This window comes from Chitinophaga polysaccharea (genome assembly GCF_902150045.1).
Taxonomy (GTDB): Bacteria; Bacteroidota; Bacteroidia; order Chitinophagales; family Chitinophagaceae; genus Chitinophaga; species Chitinophaga polysaccharea_A.
In genome coordinates this window covers 393,259-413,700 of the sequence record NZ_CABFVU010000001.1, presented here as the reverse complement: position 1 = coordinate 413,700, position 20,442 = coordinate 393,259, and the positions used below count along the sequence as shown (strand labels likewise).

Sequence of the window (20,442 nt, the reverse complement as noted above, 5' to 3'; positions counted from 1 at the left end):
TATGAAAAATAAACTGCTTGCCACGGCCATCACGTTGGGATTGTTTTGCGCAACTGCGGCGGCGCAACATATTCCTTCCCCGAAAGAACATTTTGGGTTTAATATCGGCGATGATTACCAGCTGGCTAACTATACGCAAACAGCAGCGTACTTTAAGAAACTGGCGGCATCGTCTGATCGTGTACAGCTGGTGAATATCGGCAAAACGGAAGAAGACCGTGACCAGTATATGCTCATCATCTCTTCTCCCGGAAATATTAAATTACTGGAAAAATATAAGAAGATATCACAGCAGCTGGCACGTGCAGAAGACCTTTCCACTGAACAGGCCCGTGAACTGGCTGCAGCAGGAAAAGCTGTGGTGTGGATAGACGGAGGGCTGCATGCTACCGAAGTGGTAGGCACTCACCAGCTAATTGAAACCGCATGGCAGCTGAGCAGCAGGAAAGATCCGGAAACCATGCGTATCCTCGACAATGTGATCATCCTGATGACGCATGCCAACCCTGATGGGCAGGAGCTGGTATCCAACTGGTACATGCGCCATGCAGATACGCTGCAACGTACGGTAGACCAGCTCCCGGTGCTGTATCAGAAATATATAGGGCATGATAATAACCGCGACTTCTACATCATGAACATGAAAGAAAGCGTGAACATGGGCCGGCAGCTGTTCCTGGAATGGATGCCGCAGATCATGTACAACCATCACCAGCGCGGCCCTGAAGGATCTGTGCTCGCAGGCCCTCCATACCGTGATCCCTTCAACTTTTTCTTTGATCCGCTCATGATCACCGGCATCGATGCATTGGGCGCCGCCATGTATAACCGCCTCAATGCGGAAGATAAGCCCGGCTATACCCGGCTCAACGGATCCAGCTTCTCTACCTGGTATAACGGCGGCCTGCGTACCACTACGCAGTATCATAATATGATCGGGCTGCTCACGGAAATTATCGGCAATCCTACACCGGAAAAGATCCCTGTAGTGCCACAGCGCCTCATTCCTAACGGCGCCACGCCCAACCCGGTAACGCCGCAAAACGACTGGCGCTTTAAGCGCTCCATTGAATACTCGGTGTCGCTGAACTATGCGGTGCTCGACTATGCAGCCAGGCAACGGGATGAAGTGCTGTTCAATATTTACAAAATGGGCCGCAACGCCATTGAAAAAGGCAACCAGGATTCATGGACGTTATCACCCAAACGTTCGGAAGCCATTACCGCCGCTTTCAAAAAGGATAACCCCGATTCCACCGATAAAAGTGATGGCAGCGATCCATACGGCTGGATGCGCAGGGGCAACAATATCCCCATGAAGTATTATGATGCGGTGTTTAAAGACCCGGCAGGCAGGGATCCCCGGGGCTATATCCTCCCGGCGAACCAGCCTGATTTTCCCACTGCGGTGAAGTTCATCAATGCGCTCATCAAGGCAGGCATACAGGTGCAGAAAGCGGAGTCGCCGTTTACCGTAGCAGGAAAACAATATCCTGCCGGTTCCTACATCGTGAAAACCAACCAGGCTTTTCGCCCGCATGTATTGGATATGTTTGAGCCCCAGGACCATCCCAACGATTTCCAGTATCCCGGTGGTCCTCCTATCCGGCCGTATGATGCCGCCGGGTGGACGCTCGCCTTCCAGATGGGCGTGCAATTCGACAGGATCCTTGACAGCTTCGACGGGCCTTTCACAAAGCTGTCTTATGGCGCGCTGCAAACACCTCCCAAAGCAACGCTGGCAACAGCTGGCGGCTACCTGTTAAGCGCAAGGCAGATCAATGCTTTCATCGCGGTGAATGATCTGATGAAAGCAGGCGTAAAGGTATACCGGCTCACCAAAGCAGTAGCCGGCAACGATAACGCCATACCGGGTACATTTTATGTGCCTGCAGATGGTAAAGCAAAAGAAATATTGCAGCAATCTGCCAGTACACTGGGGCTGAAAACCACCGGTATTGGCAAACGCCCGGCCGGCGCCGTGAGCATGGCGCCTATGCGTATTGCATTATGGGATACCTACGGAGGCTCTATGCCCTCCGGGTGGATGCGCTGGATCATGGAGCAGTATCATTTTCCTTTTGAAGTGATATATCCCCAGGATATTGATACCGGTCATCTCCGCAATAAATACGATGCTATTATATTTGCTACCCGCGCTATTCCGCCGTTATCGGGAGCAGAGCCCAACAGGTATGGTTATGCACCTAAAGAACCTGTTGCTGCAGAGATCCCGGAACAATACCGGCACTTATTGGGTAAAATCACCAAAGAAAAATCTATCCCGCAGATAAAGACCTTCCTGGAAGAAGGGGGTACGGTGATCACTATAGGCAGTAGTACCAACCTGGCCTATCATCTCGGGCTGCCGGTACATAATGCATTGGTGGAAACAGATAAAGCCGGTAAAGAAAAACCCCTGCCAGGTACAAAGTATTTTGTGCCGGGAAGTATCCTGCAGGTATCTTTCGATAGCACACATCCCGCGGCCTGGGGGCTTCCCTCTGTTGGTGATGTGAACTTCGACAACAGCCCGGTGTTCCGCCTGGATGCAGCAGCGGCAGATAAAGGTATCAGGCCCATTGCCTGGTTTTCTTCCGCTGCGCCGCTGCACAGCGGCTGGGCATGGGGACAGGCATACCTGAAAGATGGGGTAGCCGCCTTTTCAGCACCTGTGGGCGCCGGGATGCTCTATGCCTTTGGCCCGGAAATCACTTTCCGCGCACAGTCGCTCGGTACTTTTAAGTTATTATTCAACGACTTGTACGAGATGGATGTAAAAGAAGCAAAGCTGGAGAGGAAGAAAGGGTAAGAGATACCACTTTACAATATGCAATAACGGCCGGGTATATACCTGGCCGTTGTTGTTACGGGATCCCTTGTTCACGGGAGCGTTTATATGTTTTGGTATAGATTTTGTTTTCGGGAAGATGCTTACAACGCCATTCAATCTGTCACTATCTATTGTCAACTTTTATCAACTCAAATTCAATTTTAACCGAAAACTGTTATTTCAATTCAATCTCTGAATCATGAAAAACCAATTCTTTGCCACGTTAATGGTGGTTGCTGCATCAACGCTTTTCTTTAGTGCATGTAGTAAAGACGAGTCTTCCAGTAATAGTGGAAAGTCGAAACTCTCAGTGTACCTGACAGATGATCCTGCCTTTTACGATGAAGTGAACATCGACATCCAGGACATCCAGGTGAACGCATCTGCCGATGCTGCCGAAACCGGCGCTGGTTGGGTATCTGTGCCGTTGGCCCGCCCTGGTGTGTATAACCTGCTGGATTTTAGGAACGGGTTAGACACCTTGCTGGCATCAAAAGAATTACCGGCTGGTAAAATTTCACAGATCCGCCTGGTGCTGGGTACCAACAACAGCGTGGTAGTGAACGGAGTATCCCACCCGCTGGAAACGCCTTCTGCACAACAGTCGGGCTTAAAACTGAATGTTCATGCCGACCTGGTAGCAGATATTGAATACCGCCTCTGGATCGATTTTGATGCAAACCGTTCTATCGTAACTACCGGTAGCAACAAATACATCCTGAAACCGGTGATCCGTACTTATACACAGGCTACCAGCGGTACCATCAAAGGTATTGCGTTGCCGCTGCTGCATGTTTCAGGCGTATTCGCTATACAAAATACCGATACCGTTGCTGCCGCAATACCTGATGCGTTAACCGGCGCTTATGTAATGACCGGTTTAGCCGCAGGCAGCTACAATGTGGCTATTGCGGGTGATGGAATTTTAAAGGATACCACTGTTGCAGGGGTAACCGTAAAAACAGGAGAGATCTCCACTGTAAGTACTATTACACTAAAATAATTACGGCATTGAGTTGATAGTAAAAAAGGCTGGCCATTGGTCAGCCTTTTTTACTATAGATCCACCATTTGTTTTAAATGATGCTCCAGGTGCCGCAGGTAATCTTCAATTAAAAATTCTAAAGTATGGGACTCTGTATCGCCGTTATCACATTTTTTTAATAACTCCTCTGTTGGTATTACAAGAATAATTGCAGCAAGATGGCGGTTATAATATTCCCAGAAAAGCAGCAGTTGTGCGCGGTCCATCTCCTGGTAATGCTGTGCATTCACCCAATCGTCGCTGTTGTATACAATCTTCGGAACTGTTTCAATTCTCGCTCTTATAAACCGGTGATGGTTATTGGTGGCGGAATCCACCAGGTGCCCCAGTATCTGTTGTTTCGACCATTTGCCCGGCGCACGCGGTGTGCTGAAGTCTTCATCCGTTAGCTGACGGATCTTTGAAGGAATGGTATCGCACAAATATAATAATCGTTGAACAACGTCCGGAATGGTCATGTGAATTGTTTTAGAGATGTAAAAATAGGATTTTAAGGAACGTTGCCTGTTTCAAATTAAATACCTTTGTTGTAATAATCTTCATCTTATGAAAATTGCATTGGCATCACCTTCGCCTCCTGTATCCGTTACCGGTGGCTTATCATGGACCGCGCAACTGGTGGAAGAAGCAGCAAAACAGCAGGCGGAAATTATCTGTTTTCCTGAGTCGTATATACCTGGTTATCCCGGAATGGGATTACCGGAAGACCGGTCGCCGGAAGTAATGCGGCAGGCACTGGAAAGCGTAAAGGAAATCGCTGCAAAAAATGCCATAGCCATTATTATGCCTATGGATTGGTACGAAGGGGATTCCATTTTCAATGTGGCCTTTGTTATTTCCGCCACCGGTGAAGTGCTCGGCTACCAGGCCAAGAACCAGCTGGATCCTACGGAAGATACTTTCTGGACGCCTGGTACAGAACGTAATATCTTTGAAGTGAATGGCGTGAAATTCGGTATCACCATTTGCCATGAAGGATTCCGTTACCCCGAATCAGTGCGGTGGGCTGCCCGGCACGGCGCGCAAATAGTATTTCATCCGCATTGCACAGGCAGCGATAATACAGGTGTATTACTTACTGAATGGGGAAATAAAAACAACCCTTACTACGAGAAAGCGATGATGATGCGCGCACTGGAAAATACCATCTACTTTGCCAGCTCTAATTACGCATTTAAATATCCTGATTCCGCCAGTTCCATCATAGCCCCTGATGGCACGTGTATTGCGCATGGCGAATATGGTAAGCCCGGTGTAATAGTGGCGGAGATCGATCCTGCGCTGGCTACGGGGCTGCTGGCTAAAAGATACCGTTCAGCATTGTATGTAAAATCGCATTATTCTGAAAACCGGTAGTTGCCGTGTACGTCGTAGTCAATACCGTGCTTTTTCTTTAGCTCCTGGATATAGTTGAGGGTATGCATGGTATGTGGGCTTGCCACTGTATCGCCCACCCGTTCAAATGTGTGCAGCAGGGTTTCTTCCAGGCATTCGGAAACGCTCATGCGCTTATGTACTGCAAGGTCTTCTAACAGGGCGGCAAGGCGCTTTTCCAGCCGTACATGTACATCCGTCCGTTCAATTTTGATAGCAGGGCCTTGGTTGTAAATGTAATGGCCAAAGACCAGGGAGTTGCCATAAGGATCTTTTACTCTATAGTCGCGTATGCCATAGGGCTGGTCCTCTATGGGCACTGTTATCTCCACGTTATTCGCCTGATGCAATGCGTATTGTTCATCGGCATCGCTGATGATAAAGGCTACCTCCGAAGGACCGTCTATATAAGGTGTGCCTTTTGCAAGATGGATAGTTACATTGCCAAGGTTAACCCCGGCAAAGACAGGCGGTGTGCCCCAGGTAAATTGAAGGCTAAAGCCCAGACGGTTTGTATAAAAATTAACTGCTGCTTCGATGTCGTCAACAAGCAGGGTAGGGAACACCTGGTTATATTCTGTATTTACTGCGGGTGTCATAGTCCTGATTTTTCCTTAAATTAGTACATATTTCCCGGAATGAAAGTACAATTACTAACGCCTCCTGCTGCCATTGAGGATTATGTAAGCAGTATCGTGGTGCTTGAGAATAACAGTATGTTCTATGAAGCAGTATTGCCGCTCATTGCCAACGGTTATCCCAGCATTACTTTCCAGCTTACAGATCCTGCACGTATACTCAGCGCCGGTAAAAGAAGCGAGCACCTGGTATTGTACGGGCAGAACATCGCGCCGATCCGCCTGCATACAGCCGGTGAAATAACGGTGATTGCCTATTTTCTCCACCCTTATATGCTGCAATCCCTGTTCGGATATGAGGCAAAAGAACTCACCGGCCAGGGGATCGACCTCAGCCTGTGTGGCCTGGCGAGGGAAATAAACCTGAAAGAACAGCTGCTCAATTCCACCTCTCTCCATGCCCGCCTGGAATTAATGAATGGATATATACAGCAGTTATCCCAACGTAATAAGATCCGCATAAACGAGCCTATCACCTATGCTACCCGTCTTATACAAAAAAATAGAGGAACCTTATTGCTGATGGATCTTCAGAAGGAGTTATACATTACAGAACGCACGCTGCAACGTAAGTTTGAGCAGCATATTGGTCTTACTCCAAAAATGTACAGCAGGATCTGCCAGTTCAACGCCGCACTACAGCAGCTTAACCGCAACAGGTTTTCGGATATGACCGGCGTGGCCCTGGAAAACGGTTATGCAGATCAAAGTCACCTGATCCGCGCTTTTAAGGAATTTACCACCTATTCTCCCCTGGAATACATCAAACAGGCGGAAAACTTCCCCGGTTAGCCCATTTCTCATTTTGTCGGGTTTCTTCTATCACAGGCAGGAAAGGTGCCGTTATTTTGTACCTGTAAACAATCACCATCATCAACAAAAACAAAATAACATGAGAAAGTTAGTCATTTCAGAATGGATCACCCTCGATGGTATCTTTGATGCAGAAACAATGGCAGAATGGTTTATGCCATATGATAGTCCCGCCCGGCAGCAACTGATCAGTGACGGTATTCATGCATGCGGCGCCATCCTCTTTGGCCGCAAAACGTATGAAATGCTGGCGCCTTACTGGTCGCAGATGAAGAATAACGAAATGGGTATTGCTGCAAAGCTGAACAGCGTGGCGAAATATGTAGTATCAACTACACTGGAAAACGCCGGTTGGGAAAATACTACCATCATCAAAAATAATATCATTGAAGAGATCACCAGGCTGAAACAACAGCCCGGCAATGAAATCCAGGTAGAAGGAAGCGCTACGCTTGTGGATGCCCTCATACAGGCCGACCTGGTAGATGAGTATAAATTCTTTGTTCACCCGGTGATCACAGGCAAGGGCAAACGCTTTTTCAAAGAAGGAAAATTACCCGGTGGATTAAAGCTGTCCAACACGGAAGTACTGGATAAAGGAGTAGTAGTGCTTACTTACCAGCGGGAGAGAGCTTAAGTGGTTTCTCATAGAAAAAAATTAATTTTAAGGCGCACTTAAAATTAACCCATGCACCAGTTTGATGAACAGGTAGAGCGGATCAGGACCAAGTTAGCTGCGGCAAAACAAAAGGACAAGGAATTGAAAGTATTCGGCGCCAGCTCCCATAAATACATCCTGCACAAACCACTGACAGAAGAAGCGATCTCGGATTTTGAAACCAGGTATAATATTTCGTTACCGGTAAGTTACAAAACATTCCTGCTGCAATTGGGTAACGGGGGCGAATCGCATGCAGGTTCGGGCGCCGGGCCGTTCTATGGTATCTACCCGCTGGGCGTGTACGTGGACGAGCTCACAACTGATCCTGAAAAATACCTGAGCGGGCCGGTGAAGATCTATCCCGGTATAACGGCTGATTCCTGGCAGGATCTTACAAGGGATGCGGAGGAAGACGATATCACCGATGAAGCATATGACGCTGCGATGGGAAATATTTACGCGGGCATTCTGCCCATCGGGTCGCAGGGATGCACTTATCTGCATGGCCTGGTACTCAACGGGGAACACGCCGGGAAGGTAGTAAACGTGGATATGGACAGGCAGTTGCCTCAATTCACTTTTGAAGATAACTTCCTGGACTGGTATGAACGATGGCTGGATGAAATTATCTCGGAAGAACTGCCAATTGATGGCCCGTCCTGGTTTGGCTATACCATGGGCGGGAGCGTAACCGCACTTTTAAATAAATACCATGCAGCCACAGATCAGCTCACCAAACATCAGTGTATCCGTGGTATCCTGGTGAAGCGGCATATTGATCCGGGGATGGAAACATTATTGGAGAAAGAATACCTGCATGCCGAAGCAGAATATAAACGGGAATGGCTGCAGGTGCTAACCAAATTCAGTTATCCGCTTGCAAAGCCGCACCTGTTAGCTTACAGCACGGTGGACCTGCTGGCGGTTGTACAGTTTATCTGGTGGTATGCAAAAGGCAAAAGCAATGAATGGCTGGAAGTTATTTCCCGGAGCTTACCAGGTATCAATGATGATGAAACATTCAGGTTTTGTACTTACCTGCTGGTAGAAATGAAAGCTGATTACGCACATTTGATGATCCCTGCTACAACCCATGAAAATGAACAGATCCGTGTAACCGCTTTTTATACTTTAGGTAAATTGGAAAACAGGGAACACTACCTGGATGTTTTTATCAATGGTTTAGGTGATCCCGCCAATCATGTAATACATGCCGCTTTGCAGGCGCTGTCAGGCGTAAAGGATCAGCAGTTGCTGCCTGCGTATAAAAAAGTTTTAGAGAGATTTCCAACGGAACAGGATTATATTTTATCCAACCTGGGATACCGGCTTGCCGATATGGAACTTACTATCGGGGAGTTGAAGAAGTGGAATGGTTAGTTTGGATAACTGAACGCCCCCAGGCCTGTTTTACCGGGGAAAGGCCATTGTTAACTAATAAAGCCTTCTGTTGTTTTTAAATTTACCCGCACCATTTTCATATTATTTTCAGATATTTAATATTGTCAGCCCAGAGAAAATATGAAAGAAAGCCCTTTACTTGCCTTATTAATACTTGCCGCTTTTTTTACAAATGGCCAGAACAGATCGCTGCAATTACAACAGTTGTTTGACACCCTGTATGCAAAACATCAGTTTAATGGTTGTGTGCTTGTAGCGGATGCTGGCAAATCTGTTTTTCAAGGTGCATTTGGCTATGCAGACCTTGATAAGAAAACCCTGTTGGACCTGGATACGCGTTTTGAAATAGCTTCTGTTGCCAAGCAGTTCACTGCAATGGCCATCATGCAACTCAAGGAACAAGGTAAACTGCAGTATAGCGACAGTATCGGAAAATACTTCCCCTCACTTCCTTATCACGAAGTTACAATCAGGGATTTATTACATCATACCTCCGGGATACGGGATTTTTTGGGATGGACTGTTAACCAGATAGATACAGGTGAAGTTCATACCAGTGAAGATCTAATAGAAAGGCTACCGGGGAACATTCCTGCTACCAGTTTTAGTCCCGGAACAGCATTTTCTTATTCCAATACTAATTATGTATTGTTGGCAGCTATTGTAGCAAAAGTATCAGGCATGTCTTTCTCCGATTATATGAAGGAAAATATCTTTAAGAAAATTGGTATGACCAATACGCTGGTATATTCAAAATACATTGGGAAAGGTCCGCTTAGTAATTATGCAGCAGGCTATGCATGGGATGCAGGAGACAATAAATTTGTTGCTCCTGAATGCATGATGGCTCACCGGTATATTTTCTATTTGGGCGGTGTAGATGGCGCCTATGGAATATGCAGTACAGTAAAAGACCTGTTGAAATGGGATCAGGCACTGTATACAGAACAACTTGTATCGTCAGCCACCCTGGAGGAAGCATTTACGCCTCAGCGGCTTAAAGACAGCTCATATGCCGGATTCAGCGAATCGATGCCCTACGGTTTCGGCTGGATACTTTCAGCCGATACCAGCGAAAATACCTTTGTATGGCATAGCGGTGGATTCTCAGGGTATACAAGTCTTATCACCCGTTACACAAAGCGACACCTGACCGTAATTGTGCTGCAGAATATAGAAAATAATGTATCTCCCAATGCCTTGATGGTGCCGGTTAGCCAGATCCTGGACCAGGAGCAGCATTACGATCTGCCTGAAGTTCCTCCTTTGAAGAGAGGCATGATTGTTACCGCAGCTCAACTTCAGCCTTTTGCAGGAATCTACCAGGTAAAAAATAATCCGTCGGTAAAAATGGAGATCAGTGTCCGGGGGAACCGGTTATATGCGAAATATATGGAGCAGATAACTGCCAACATATACCCGTCTTCAGCCGATACCTTCTTCTATACGGTAATAGATGCCACCATAAAATTTAAAAAGGAGAATGGAGCCGTTTACAATCAACTGACCCTCTTTCAGAATGGGCACGAGATGGAGATGTCACGGATTCAATAAGATCGACTATAAATCGCGGGCGACGTATTTTTGATAATAGCACCAATATCATTCGAAAAATAAAAATCCAGGCAGTATTTTTACCGGATAACAGTTATAACAATGGTGAACAGAAAATCTAAATTTTGTGCAGTTGTCGTAGCAGCCCTTCTTGCAGGCTGTGCCGGCAGTCGCCGCGCTGAGCAGGGTAAAACCGTGAAGGTGCCCGGGCTGGAAGGTATGGGAAAAGTGAACCATCTAGTAGTGATCTATATGGAGAACCACAGTTTTGATAACCTGTACGGGCAGTTTGAAGGTGCAGAGGGCCTGGCCAACGCATCAAAGGAAGCGGTGCTGCAGCTGGACCGCAACGGTCAGCCGTATAAATATCTCCCGGCAATTCCCCGTTCCAGCGAGTTTCCTACCAATATTCCCAACGGCTATTTTAATATAGACCAGTATGTTCCTGCCGATAAAGAAACGCCTGATGTTACGCACCGGTATTACCAGGAGCGCAGCCAGATCAATAATGGTAAGATGAATCTTTTTGCAGCACATAACAGCACAGCGGGTCTTGCCATGGGTTACTATAAAACTTCGCTGCTGCCTTTATACCCTGTTGCAAAAGAATTTACCCTTTGCGATCATTTCTTCCACAGTGCTTTTGGCAGCTCCTTCCTCAATCATCAGTGGCTGATAGCAGCGGCGACGCCTTATTTTCCTGATGCCCCGGAGGATATCAGGGCAGTATTGGAACCTGATGGTAAGATGAAAAAAGATGGGCTTTTAACTCCTGATGGTTACGCGGTGAACACTATTTACTCCGTAAACCAGCCATACCCGGCCGGTACAAAAAAAGAGAATCTTGTTCCCAACCAAACAAATCCCACTATCGGCGATCGTCTCAGCGAAAAAAATATTTCCTGGGCCTGGTATTCCGGCGGCTGGAACGATGCTATAGCAGGCAAGCCTGATGAATTCTTCCAGTACCATCATCAGCCCTTTATCTACTATAAAACATTTGCAGACGGTACCTCCGCAAAAAAAGAACATCTCAAAGATGAAGAGGATTTCCTGCAAGCCGCAAAGGAAGGAACGCTGCCGGCTGTTTCTTTTGTAAAGCCACTGGGCGTTCAGAACGAGCACCCCGGCTATTCCAGTGTTATAGCAGGAGAAACGCACGCTTTAAAGCTGATCAATGCCGTGCGCAACAGTCCTAACTGGAAAGATGCGGTGATCATACTTACCTATGATGAAAACGGAGGCTTCTGGGATCATGTGGCGCCGCCGGTGATCGATAAATGGGGACCGGGCAGCCGTATTCCGGCTATTATCATTTCTCCTTTTGCCAAAAAAGGTTACGTGGACCAAACACAGTATGAAACCGTGAGCATCCTCTCGTTTATAGAGAAACGCTGGGGCCTGAAACCGCTCAACAGCAGGGATGGCAATGCGAACCCACTGCAGGGCGCTTTTAATTTTAACAACTGATTTTACCAGGTGAAGCATTCCCGGATAGCAATAGTTTTGGTGTTGATGGAGGGGACGATACAGCTGCTATCTTCTTTCGCGGTCAGAACCAACGATCCCGCAAAGGAAATAGCGGGAATGCTTTGCCGCGATATTGACGCCTTTTCTTTTTATATCAGGGATTCCCTGCAGCCTGTTATCAGAACCGGTCCGGAAAAAGACCTGCAACCCGCCTTCCTGGCGGCCAGGAAGTATTATAAGCGGATAGAATGGGCCGCAGAATACTTCGCCTGGTCCACCGCGAGATTTATAAACGGCGCACCCAAAGCAGAAGCGGAGCTGCCTGGTTATATGATCTTACATCCCGCAGGGCTGCAGGTAATGGAAGAACATATCTTTCCTGCATTCGACAGTACCTCCCGCAATATGTTGCTTGGACAAACGGAAAATATCCTGGATAAATTACAGGTATTCAAATCCTATTTTTCCGGTATTCCTGTTGCCGGCTGGCAGATCCTGGATGCTGCAAAACTGGAAGTATTCCGCATTGAAACACTGGGCATCACCGGGTACGATAATCCGCTCAGCAGGAACAGCATGGAGGAATGCGCAGTGGCCCTGCAGGCGTTGCAGCAGGCGCTGGCTCCTTATGCGGGCAACAATAACACCATGCAGGAGCTGCTTAGCGGGAACATCGCTTTCCTGCTGGCGAACAGGGATTTTAATCACTTCGACCGGGCGCTTTATATCCGCCGTTATGCCAATCCGCTATCTGCCGCTATAGAGCAACTACGCAGGCAGCTGGATTTCCAGGGATATCGTTACAACCGCTTACTGCGACAGGATGTTTTTACCCTGTTCGACAAAGACGCATTTAATGCAGATGCCTATTCACCTTTCCTTGACCAGGAAAATAAGATAGCCAAAGCAGCGCTGGGCAAAGCGCTATTTACAGAAACTGCTTTTTCTGGTAATGGAAAGATCAGCTGCGCTTCCTGCCATCATCCGCAAACAGCATTCGCAGAAAACCTGGCGAAGCACAGTGATATCAGCGGCACAGGTTTGATCAGCAGGAATGTGCCTTCCCTGCTTAATACGGCATTGCAGCCGCAGCAATTCTACGATCAGCGTGCAGAAACCCTGGAGCAGCAGGTGAACGATGTGATACATAACCCAAAGGAAATGGGTGGCCGCATTCATTCGGCCATGCAGGATATTACCCGTTCCGGCAGGTATAAACAACTGTTTGCTGCTGCATTTCCAGGCAGGCCACAACCGGATTCCGCAGCTGTAACAGAAGCGCTGGCAGCGTATGTAAGAAGTCTTGTACGGTTAAACAGCCGCTTCGATGATTACATGGCTGGTATGGATACTGCTATGTCGGCCGCAGAGGTAAAAGGGTTTAATTTATTTATGGGCAAGGCCGGCTGTGGCGCCTGTCATTTTATACCGCTGTTCAGCGGGGTGCTGCCACCTAAATTCATTACACAGGATGCGGAGATACTCGGCGTTCCCGAAAAACAAGGCAGTAAGAATATTGATGCGGACAGGGGGCTTTTCAACACGCTCATGAGCTTTAATTATTTTGACAGCAGCCGTTTGTCGGGGTTTGATCATGCCTTTAAAACAGTTACCGTTCGCAATACCTCAACAACAGCGCCCTATATGCACAATGGGGCCTTTGCTACCCTGGAAGAAGTAATGGACTTCTACAATGAAGGCGGCGGGGCAGGGAATGGCTTGCCGGTGCATAACCAGAGCTTAAGTGCAGAAAAGCTACAGCTCACACCGGTTGAAATAAAAGAAGTGATTGCGTTTATGCGTGCACTAGATAGCAGGTAAACTTTTTGTTTGATAAAAAAACAAAGCCGCTCCGGTATGGAAGCGGCTTTTATGTTTCCTATAGCGACCATACCGCCAGCTCATACCCGTCCGGATCTGTGAAGTGGAACCGTTTGCCACCGGGGAAGCTAAAGATATCTTTTAGTATAGTGCCTCCTGCAGCAACAACCTTTTGCTGGGTAGCTTCGATATCCTTTGAATAAAGGATCACTAAAACAGTACCTTTTACAGGTTTACCGATGGTGAACCCGCCATCTACATAATCGCCCTCAAACGCTGTATAATCAGGACCGTAATCAGTAAACTTCCAGCCGAAGCTCTTCGTATAAAACTTTTTGGCGCGGCTGATATCTTTCGACAGGAATTCAATATACTGTACCTGCTCATGTTTTAACTTGCTTGCCATAGCTATTGTTTTTTTTGTAAAGATATAAGAATGGGAGAGGAGTCGTTTGGAAAAAAACGACAAAGTTGCCGGGTGTAATAGTGTAATTGATATAACCGGTTTTACATACGTTCGTTTATTTGTAAATTAGTTAAATAATGTAATAACAGATCCCAATGCCCACAAGAAAAGGAACGAGCGTGAACTGGTTCAAAATACTGAAAGGAGCATGTATGGTAGTGGTATGTCTTACCTGCATTTTACTGCATGCTGTCCCATGGCTTTTTTATGGCATCACTTTTATACCGCTTATCTTACCCTTGTCCCTGCTGTTATTTATTGGTATACCGGCGGCGTGGTGGGTTGCCAATAGGTTCCGGGGATGGCTTACCCGTTTGTTCGATGGTATAACGGATGATATTTTACATACGGGATGTATGTTGCTGCTGATCTCCTGGATACCGGCGTCCCTGTTGATGGGCGCCAATTACCTGCTGGCAGGAAAATCTGCTTCAACAGAAATATTACCGGTGGTGGAGCGGGGATATTCCCGGAACCGCAATGGTAAAACTTACTGGGTGAAAGTGGAAAGCTGTGGTTATGTGAAGAAGATAGTGCTGGACAGGCATATATTCCCCGAAACGGTGAGCAGTGTGGAGGTGGAAGTCAGGAAAGGGGGCTTGGGATTTGATTTTTTCCAGGTAAAACGTTTTGTATAACATCCGTTTGTTAAAGAAGCTACCTGGCCCAAAAGAAAAGGCTTATAAGCGATCTGCCTATAAGCCTTTTCTAAAAGTTAATAGCTAAAAACTGACTGTTACTTCATTTACCATCAGCCGGTTGCCCGTTTTACTTACTTTGCCGCCGGGCGGTGTAAACACCAGTACTGCAGGGCTACGCCCCGGTAACACCAGGTCGTAGCCCTGTTTCACTTTGCGGGCAATAAACTGCCGGGTAATAGTATTATAGATATCCACCGGTTGATCACCTACATTTACCGTTGCCTTTTTTTCTTCGGGATAAGGATTATAATAGAGATAGGATGGATAAGCTTTGTCCCGGAAAAAATCTGTAGCCAGCAAATTCAGTTGTAATATACCCGGGACTGAAGTGGTGCGGATAATACTGCCGAAGATCCCTGCATGCCCGCTACCATACACGCTGAATTGTGATACATCAGGGTTTCCCTTAGCCCATTGCGGTCCGTCGCCCTGAGCTACGGGAGCTTTGAGATGCGCATATTCAGGATAGGAGGAAGTATGGATAATGCCTTCATAGCCGATCACGCCTTTGGTAATGGCTGCCTTTTCAGGGATGGTTTCATGATCATCAGGCATGTACTGGGTATAGAAGAAACGGGCTGCGTTGCCGGCATTCAGCATCCATTTGCCAACGGCGGCGGCATAGGAGGGATCATAGCGTACCATGGCTACAAGCGGCCATGCGGCATCAAAAGTATTCATGAGAAAACCGTATCCGCCCCTGTCTGTTGTGCTCCCCACGATACCTGATATGTCGATGCCATTCCAGTTGCCTGCAAGCACTCCCCAGCCCTTACGGCATTCAGGGTCTCCGTTAAATGTCCATTCCATAAATTTCTGCACATTAAATTGTTTGCCCTGTTCGGCATTCAGTCGTGCTGCCATATAAGCTCCAAAGGGCATCAGCACTTCATAGTTGGTATTGTGCGGCTGCTGTTCCAGCGTTTGCAGGGCTTTTATGGCGTGCTGCAAGTAGCGTGGATCACCAAACTTTTTGTAGGCGGCATATAATACGTAGGCATGGCCTGCAGCGACGTCCTGCTGTTTGCAGATCCAGTTATCTTTTGGCTGTAGTTGTGCATAGTCAAAAAATGAATGATCATAGTTGCCGTTCAGCACAGAGTCTGCCGCACAGAATTTTTCTGCAATGCGACGGGCCAGCGAATCAAAGCCCGGCGTATTGGGATAATGATCGTAGATACCATAAAAAAGTACATTGGGATATACATCGTACCACCAATCGCGACCGTAGCCACCGCCAAGTTGCGCTACCTCGGGGCAGGTATTGTTCATCATAATATCCCATCCGGTTTCGCGGTTGAAATAATTTTTCAGCATGGCTACATAGTTAAGACCCTGTTGCCCGCTTTTGTCGATGCCTACCAGGGTAGCGCCCAGTGTGGCGCCCATGGTGGCAAGTGCTTCATGGAAGATCCCTTTGTGATGTGATGGCCCCTGCCGTTGATCATCCATGGCAGTATAAAGCCCTACTACCGGCTGATCAAAATTATGCCGGCTGCTGTCCCACCAAACCAGCGGCCAATGCGGCCCGGTGGTATTGAAGTTGTAAGCGGTGCTGTCGAACTGCCGGGCCAGGGCATACCAGTCTATGATCTGTAGCGGCTGCGGCACATCGGCCATGGAGTCCAGGCGGGGTAGGTGTTGCTGCACTACCGGTGAAGGCGTGGGTGTTTTGCAGGCCATCCAGAGGAAGCAGAGAGCGATCCCAGTTGTTGTTAATTTTACCATGCTGTATACAATTTATACCACCGCAGTGGTTTTTTCAGTAGTTTCTTTTATCAGCGCTTTCCCTTCTTTGATAATACTTTTACCTACTGCAATGGAAAGCAGTTGCAGTACGGCGATGATGATGATGGCATAACGCAGCGCCACTTCGGTGGAAAAATAGTAAGCCAGGAAAATAAAGGTGCCGGCGCCCAGGAAGCGCCCGGCATACAAGCCTACTTCATGATTGAGGATATAGGCGTACACGTTACGTTTTTCTTTTTTGGAAAGAATATCAATCACGCTGAACTGAATAGGAAAATAAGCCATGTCGAGCAGCGGTTTTGCCAGCAAAAGGAACAGCATAAAGATCACTACACCTGTCGCGTTGTAAAAAGCGCCGTTGAAAATAGCGGCCAGCGTAAAACAAATAAGTCCTCCTGCAAAAATGGTGATCCGGTGCTCCGGTTTTGCAGCCCTGCCAATAATATACATCAGCACAGCGGCGATGATGGCGCCCACTGATTGGGCGGTGCCCAACGCGCCTTCTTTTCCCAGTAGCAACATGATCAGCATAGCGGGGGCCGTTACGAGATAGCCTTGCGCCAATCCTTTCAAAGAGGCCAGCATCAGCAATTTACGCCAGTAGGGGTGGAAGCGCAGGTACAGGAATGTTTTCTCATCCGGGTTACGGAAATGTCCCCTGAAACATACTACGGAGGCAAGGATGGTGATCACAAACACCAGCCCGGTAATGATGCGGTAAGCGTTGTTTACATTAATATCCCCACCCGATTCTATAAACCAGCCGATACAGATAGGTACTACTACGGCAATGATGGTATAGAAAAACGTTTCAAGACCATAGTAATAATTGCGGTTCTGATCGTTGGTGATAGATAACGCCAGGTAGTCGCGGTTGGCCCAGTAAAAACCAAACGACATGCCCATAATGATACCTGCAATCCCGATGCCGGTGAGGTCCAGTGTTTTGAGCGACATCATCACGATCATGGATACGCCGCTCAGCAGCATACCGGTAGCATACAATGTTTTAATGTTGAAGCGGTTCAGCAAAAAACCATTTAATAAAAAAGTAAGTGGAATACCGGTATAGATAGTGAGCTGGTAGATCACCACTTTCGTAGGGTCGTTGGAGTTACGCATCACATAGGCCGCCACAAAGATGTCGATCACTGGCAGCACCAGCGCATAGATCATATTGGTGAGCACCAGTATACGGAAGTCGTGTGGCTGCTGGTTGAAATGTTTTATTTCTGCAGAAAGGTTCCTGAGCATAAGTTGTTACCTTTTTAAGGATGAAAGTATTTCCCCGATAGAAAACCTGGCGGCGCATACTACTTCGTCGGCAGCGCCATAATAAATGGTGAGCTCATCGCCTCTTACAATATGCCCGTTGGTAAAAACCACCTGCCCGAAAAAGCCGGTAAGCTCGTAAGGCGCTTCGGGGATCATAATAGGGTCGTCGCTGCGTGCCAGTACTATGGAGGGATCATTAAGGTCCAGCAGCATAGCGCCTAGTCCGTACTGGTGTTTTTCATTGGCGCCGTGGTAAATTTCCAGCCATCCTTCGGTTGTTTTGATAGGGGAGGCGCCGGCGCCAACACGTTTGCTGTCCCAGTAACCCGGGCGGGTTCTGATGAGGCACCGGTGTTTGCCCCAATGCACTCCATCGGGCGACTGTGCCAGCCAGATGTAGTTGCCGCCAAGATCCACGCTGCTGGGCCGGTGCAGGGCATAGTAAAGGCCATTTATCTTTTCATCAAATAATGCACAGTCTTTATTATGCGGTGGTATGATCATGCATTGATCTGAAAAAGTTTTCCAGTCGCGCGTGGTGCGCATGCCTACTCCCACACCATTTGAAGATACTGCAGTGAAGGTGAGATAGTAAGTGTCTTCTATTTTTGTTACCCGGCAATCTTCCACGCCAAAGGATTCCAGCGGTCCTTCCCCATGCAGCTGGGGATAGCCTTCCGGCTCGTGGAAATGAATCCCGTCTTCGCTGCAAAACAACCGCAAATGAGAAAGCGTGGTGAGGTAATCGTCGCCTTTATAACGCAGTATCCGCGGATCGGTAGCATCCAGGTGCGGATCATCTTTTAAGATCTCAATAATTTCTATTCCTCCATTTTGCAATACAGGAAATGAAATAAGATGATGTTGTTGCTTTGGCCGTTCTGCTACGCGGATGATCAGCCATATTTTATTGTCGTATTCAAAAACGCCCGGGTTCAGCAAACAGGCTACTTCAAGCCCGGGCCTGCTGGGCCGTACGTCTGCCGGTTTTAGCAATGGATTTTCGGTAAAGCGGTTAGCGGTAACTTGGTTCATATGTAATGCGCTTGAGTTATTTGTTGGTGCCGGCAGACGAACGAAAGAAAATTCGCCTGCTGGCAGCAAACAGGTTTCCGTTTTAATAAAGCTGGCTAATAGCCGGTGTTTTGATTAAGTTTCAGCAGGTCTGCTTCCCTTTGCGGGATGGGCAGCAGCTTGTTAAAAGATTGCCAGCCGTTGCCATAATCCCTGTACCCTTTCAGCGGATCAGCATCCGGGGCTTTGGCCAGTATGGTCTGCGCCAGGTTCCATCTCACCAGGTCATAATAACGATGACCTTCCATCGCAAGTTCCACGCGTCTTTCATGTTGAATGGCGGAAAGCAGCGCTGCTTTATTATCGGTGGTAACAGGCGGCAGATTAACAGCAGGGTTAACTGCGTACTTGCGTGCCCGTGCCCGTATCCTTTCCAGGTCGGTGCGTGCTTCGGCTAATGCGCCCAGGTTGGCGTGGCATTCGGCTTTCCACAGTATCACATCACCCAAACGGATATACGCAAAGTCAACACCGCCATCATCGATGGGGTTTACATTGCTCATAAACTTGCGTACATTAAAACCGGTTACGGGCGACCAGGCAGGGTCGTAGTTGCTGCCATCAAGGTATTTATCGCCTGCCTGGAAAAGCGTAGCAGCCCTGCGGGGATCGCCCGTTTCAAAGGCGTCCACGAGGTCTTTGGTAGGAATTTCAAAGCCCCAGCCTTTGCCCTGTGGCGCAAACACGGCATTGAGCACAGATCCCTGGGAAGGTGTTTTACCGGCATCATGACGGGCTGCAAAGATGATCTCACCTGCCTTTTCTCCAACGCCGTTAAAATTATCTTCATAATGATCCAGCAACTGGTAATTACCTTTTTCCACTTCCGCCACCTGGTTCAGGCAATCCTGCCAGCGCTGCCGGTACAGGTAGGTTTTAGCCAGCAGGGCATGCGCAGCGCCGGTGGTAGCCCGTTGATAGTTATCGGCATCATAGGTAGCAGGTAACATGCTGAGTGCCTGCGTAAGATCGCTTTCTATCTGTTCATATACCTGTGCTACCGGGGTGCGCACGGAATTATCCATCATCTTTTTTTCAGGTATCAGCAAAGGAATATCGCCAAAGTTGAGCACCAGCCGGAAATAATAAAAAGCACGCAGAAAGTATGCTTCGCCTTTCATCCGTTTCAGCAATGCCGGATCAAGCCCTGGCACGCCGGCTCCATCCTGTGCCAGCAATGTGTTACAGGCATCCACTCCTTTATAGTTAAAACGCCAGATGCCCAGCACATTATTATTTTCCGGGAAGATGCTAAAGGTCTGCATACGCCGCATATCTTCCTGGTCGCCCAGGCTACCGCCACCTTTCACAGCATCATCGCTCATCAGGTCGCCTATTACCCAGTCGCGCGGTATACTGCTGCCTTCATCCCAGCCCCAGTCGCCCCGGAAACGGTTGGTGAGAGGCAGATAAGCGGCATCAGTGGCCATCACAAAATCATTGGCTTCTGTAAAAACATTGCCTCCTGTCAGTTTTCCCTGGGGGAATTTTTCCAGCTGCTTGGTACAGCCTGCAATGCTAACGGCAATTGATATAATAACAATTAATTTTTTCATGGTGTGTTGAT

At 47.8% G+C, this 20,442-nt stretch carries 17 protein-coding genes; 10 read left to right on the top strand and 7 right to left on the bottom strand.

Annotated features, from left to right (window positions below):
* Position 1: 1 nt before the first annotated feature.
* Both FN124_RS01700 and FN124_RS01695 read left to right on the top strand, forming a co-directional pair.
* The gene (locus tag FN124_RS01700; protein WP_142683068.1) at positions 2-2,812 is read left to right on the top strand and encodes a M14 family metallopeptidase; all 2,811 of its coding nucleotides are present in this window, start codon (positions 2-4) and stop codon (positions 2,810-2,812) included.
* Positions 2,813-3,032: 220 nt separating this feature from the next.
* The gene (locus tag FN124_RS01695; RefSeq protein ID WP_142683067.1) at positions 3,033-3,836 is read left to right on the top strand and encodes a DUF4382 domain-containing protein; all 804 of its coding nucleotides are present in this window, start codon (positions 3,033-3,035) and stop codon (positions 3,834-3,836) included.
* A 53-nt stretch (positions 3,837-3,889) separates the two neighbouring features.
* Here the strand turns inward: FN124_RS01695 and FN124_RS01690 are convergent, their stop codons facing one another.
* On the bottom strand, positions 3,890-4,336 hold the full coding sequence (locus FN124_RS01690; protein WP_142683066.1) for a DinB family protein: 447 nt from the start codon (positions 4,334-4,336) through the stop codon (positions 3,890-3,892).
* Between the two features lie 88 nt (positions 4,337-4,424).
* Here FN124_RS01690 and FN124_RS01685 point away from each other — a divergent pair, with 88 nt between their 5' ends.
* On the top strand, positions 4,425-5,234 hold the full coding sequence (locus FN124_RS01685) for a carbon-nitrogen hydrolase family protein (protein WP_142683065.1): 810 nt from the start codon (positions 4,425-4,427) through the stop codon (positions 5,232-5,234).
* On the opposite strand, the gene FN124_RS01680 is transcribed toward FN124_RS01685, so the two are convergent.
* The gene (locus FN124_RS01680; protein ID WP_142683064.1) at positions 5,216-5,851 is read right to left on the bottom strand and encodes a VOC family protein; all 636 of its coding nucleotides are present in this window, start codon (positions 5,849-5,851) and stop codon (positions 5,216-5,218) included. The genes FN124_RS01685 and FN124_RS01680 overlap by 19 nt on opposite strands.
* A gap of 39 nt (positions 5,852-5,890) precedes the next feature.
* Between FN124_RS01680 and FN124_RS01675 the strand changes: the two genes are divergently transcribed.
* From FN124_RS01675 to FN124_RS01650, 6 genes are all read left to right on the top strand, one after another.
* On the top strand, positions 5,891-6,682 hold the full coding sequence (locus tag FN124_RS01675) for a helix-turn-helix domain-containing protein (protein WP_142683063.1): 792 nt from the start codon (positions 5,891-5,893) through the stop codon (positions 6,680-6,682).
* 100 nt (positions 6,683-6,782) lie between these two features.
* Positions 6,783-7,340 carry a dihydrofolate reductase family protein gene (locus FN124_RS01670; RefSeq protein ID WP_142683062.1) on the top strand — a complete coding sequence of 186 codons (558 nt, stop codon included), beginning with the start codon at positions 6,783-6,785 and terminating at the stop codon, positions 7,338-7,340.
* A 51-nt stretch (positions 7,341-7,391) separates the two neighbouring features.
* Positions 7,392-8,744 (top strand): SMI1/KNR4 family protein, encoded by a 1,353-nt coding sequence (locus FN124_RS01665; protein WP_142683061.1) that lies wholly within the window; start codon positions 7,392-7,394, stop codon positions 8,742-8,744.
* 141 nt (positions 8,745-8,885) lie between these two features.
* On the top strand, positions 8,886-10,319 hold the full coding sequence (locus FN124_RS01660) for a serine hydrolase domain-containing protein (protein ID WP_142683060.1): 1,434 nt from the start codon (positions 8,886-8,888) through the stop codon (positions 10,317-10,319).
* 102 nt (positions 10,320-10,421) lie between these two features.
* Positions 10,422-11,789 carry an alkaline phosphatase family protein gene (locus FN124_RS01655; protein WP_142683059.1) on the top strand — a complete coding sequence of 456 codons (1,368 nt, stop codon included), beginning with the start codon at positions 10,422-10,424 and terminating at the stop codon, positions 11,787-11,789.
* A gap of 45 nt (positions 11,790-11,834) precedes the next feature.
* Positions 11,835-13,610, top strand: coding sequence for a cytochrome-c peroxidase (locus FN124_RS01650; RefSeq protein WP_142683058.1), 1,776 nt, complete (start codon positions 11,835-11,837; stop codon positions 13,608-13,610).
* A gap of 58 nt (positions 13,611-13,668) precedes the next feature.
* Here FN124_RS01650 and FN124_RS01645 read toward each other — a convergent pair whose 3' ends face one another.
* The gene (locus FN124_RS01645; RefSeq protein ID WP_142683057.1) at positions 13,669-14,016 is read right to left on the bottom strand and encodes a VOC family protein; all 348 of its coding nucleotides are present in this window, start codon (positions 14,014-14,016) and stop codon (positions 13,669-13,671) included.
* A gap of 155 nt (positions 14,017-14,171) precedes the next feature.
* Here FN124_RS01645 and FN124_RS01640 point away from each other — a divergent pair, with 155 nt between their 5' ends.
* Positions 14,172-14,714 (top strand): hypothetical protein, encoded by a 543-nt coding sequence (locus FN124_RS01640; RefSeq protein WP_142683056.1) that lies wholly within the window; start codon positions 14,172-14,174, stop codon positions 14,712-14,714.
* Between the two features lie 84 nt (positions 14,715-14,798).
* On the opposite strand, the gene FN124_RS01635 is transcribed toward FN124_RS01640, so the two are convergent.
* The 4 genes from FN124_RS01635 to FN124_RS01620 form a co-directional block, all read right to left on the bottom strand.
* Positions 14,799-16,505: a hypothetical protein gene (locus FN124_RS01635; protein WP_221887708.1), complete on the bottom strand. Its 1,707-nt coding sequence runs from the start codon at positions 16,503-16,505 to the stop codon at positions 14,799-14,801.
* 12 nt (positions 16,506-16,517) lie between these two features.
* Positions 16,518-17,780, bottom strand: a complete 1,263-nt coding sequence (locus tag FN124_RS01630; RefSeq protein ID WP_142683055.1) for an MFS transporter — start codon at positions 17,778-17,780, stop codon at positions 16,518-16,520.
* A 6-nt stretch (positions 17,781-17,786) separates the two neighbouring features.
* A complete protein-coding gene (locus FN124_RS01625; RefSeq protein WP_142683054.1) occupies positions 17,787-18,836 on the bottom strand; it encodes a glycoside hydrolase family 130 protein in 1,050 nt (349 codons plus the stop codon).
* 95 nt (positions 18,837-18,931) lie between these two features.
* The gene (locus tag FN124_RS01620) at positions 18,932-20,431 is read right to left on the bottom strand and encodes a RagB/SusD family nutrient uptake outer membrane protein (RefSeq protein WP_142683053.1); all 1,500 of its coding nucleotides are present in this window, start codon (positions 20,429-20,431) and stop codon (positions 18,932-18,934) included.
* Between the last annotated feature and the right edge of the window lie 11 nt (positions 20,432-20,442).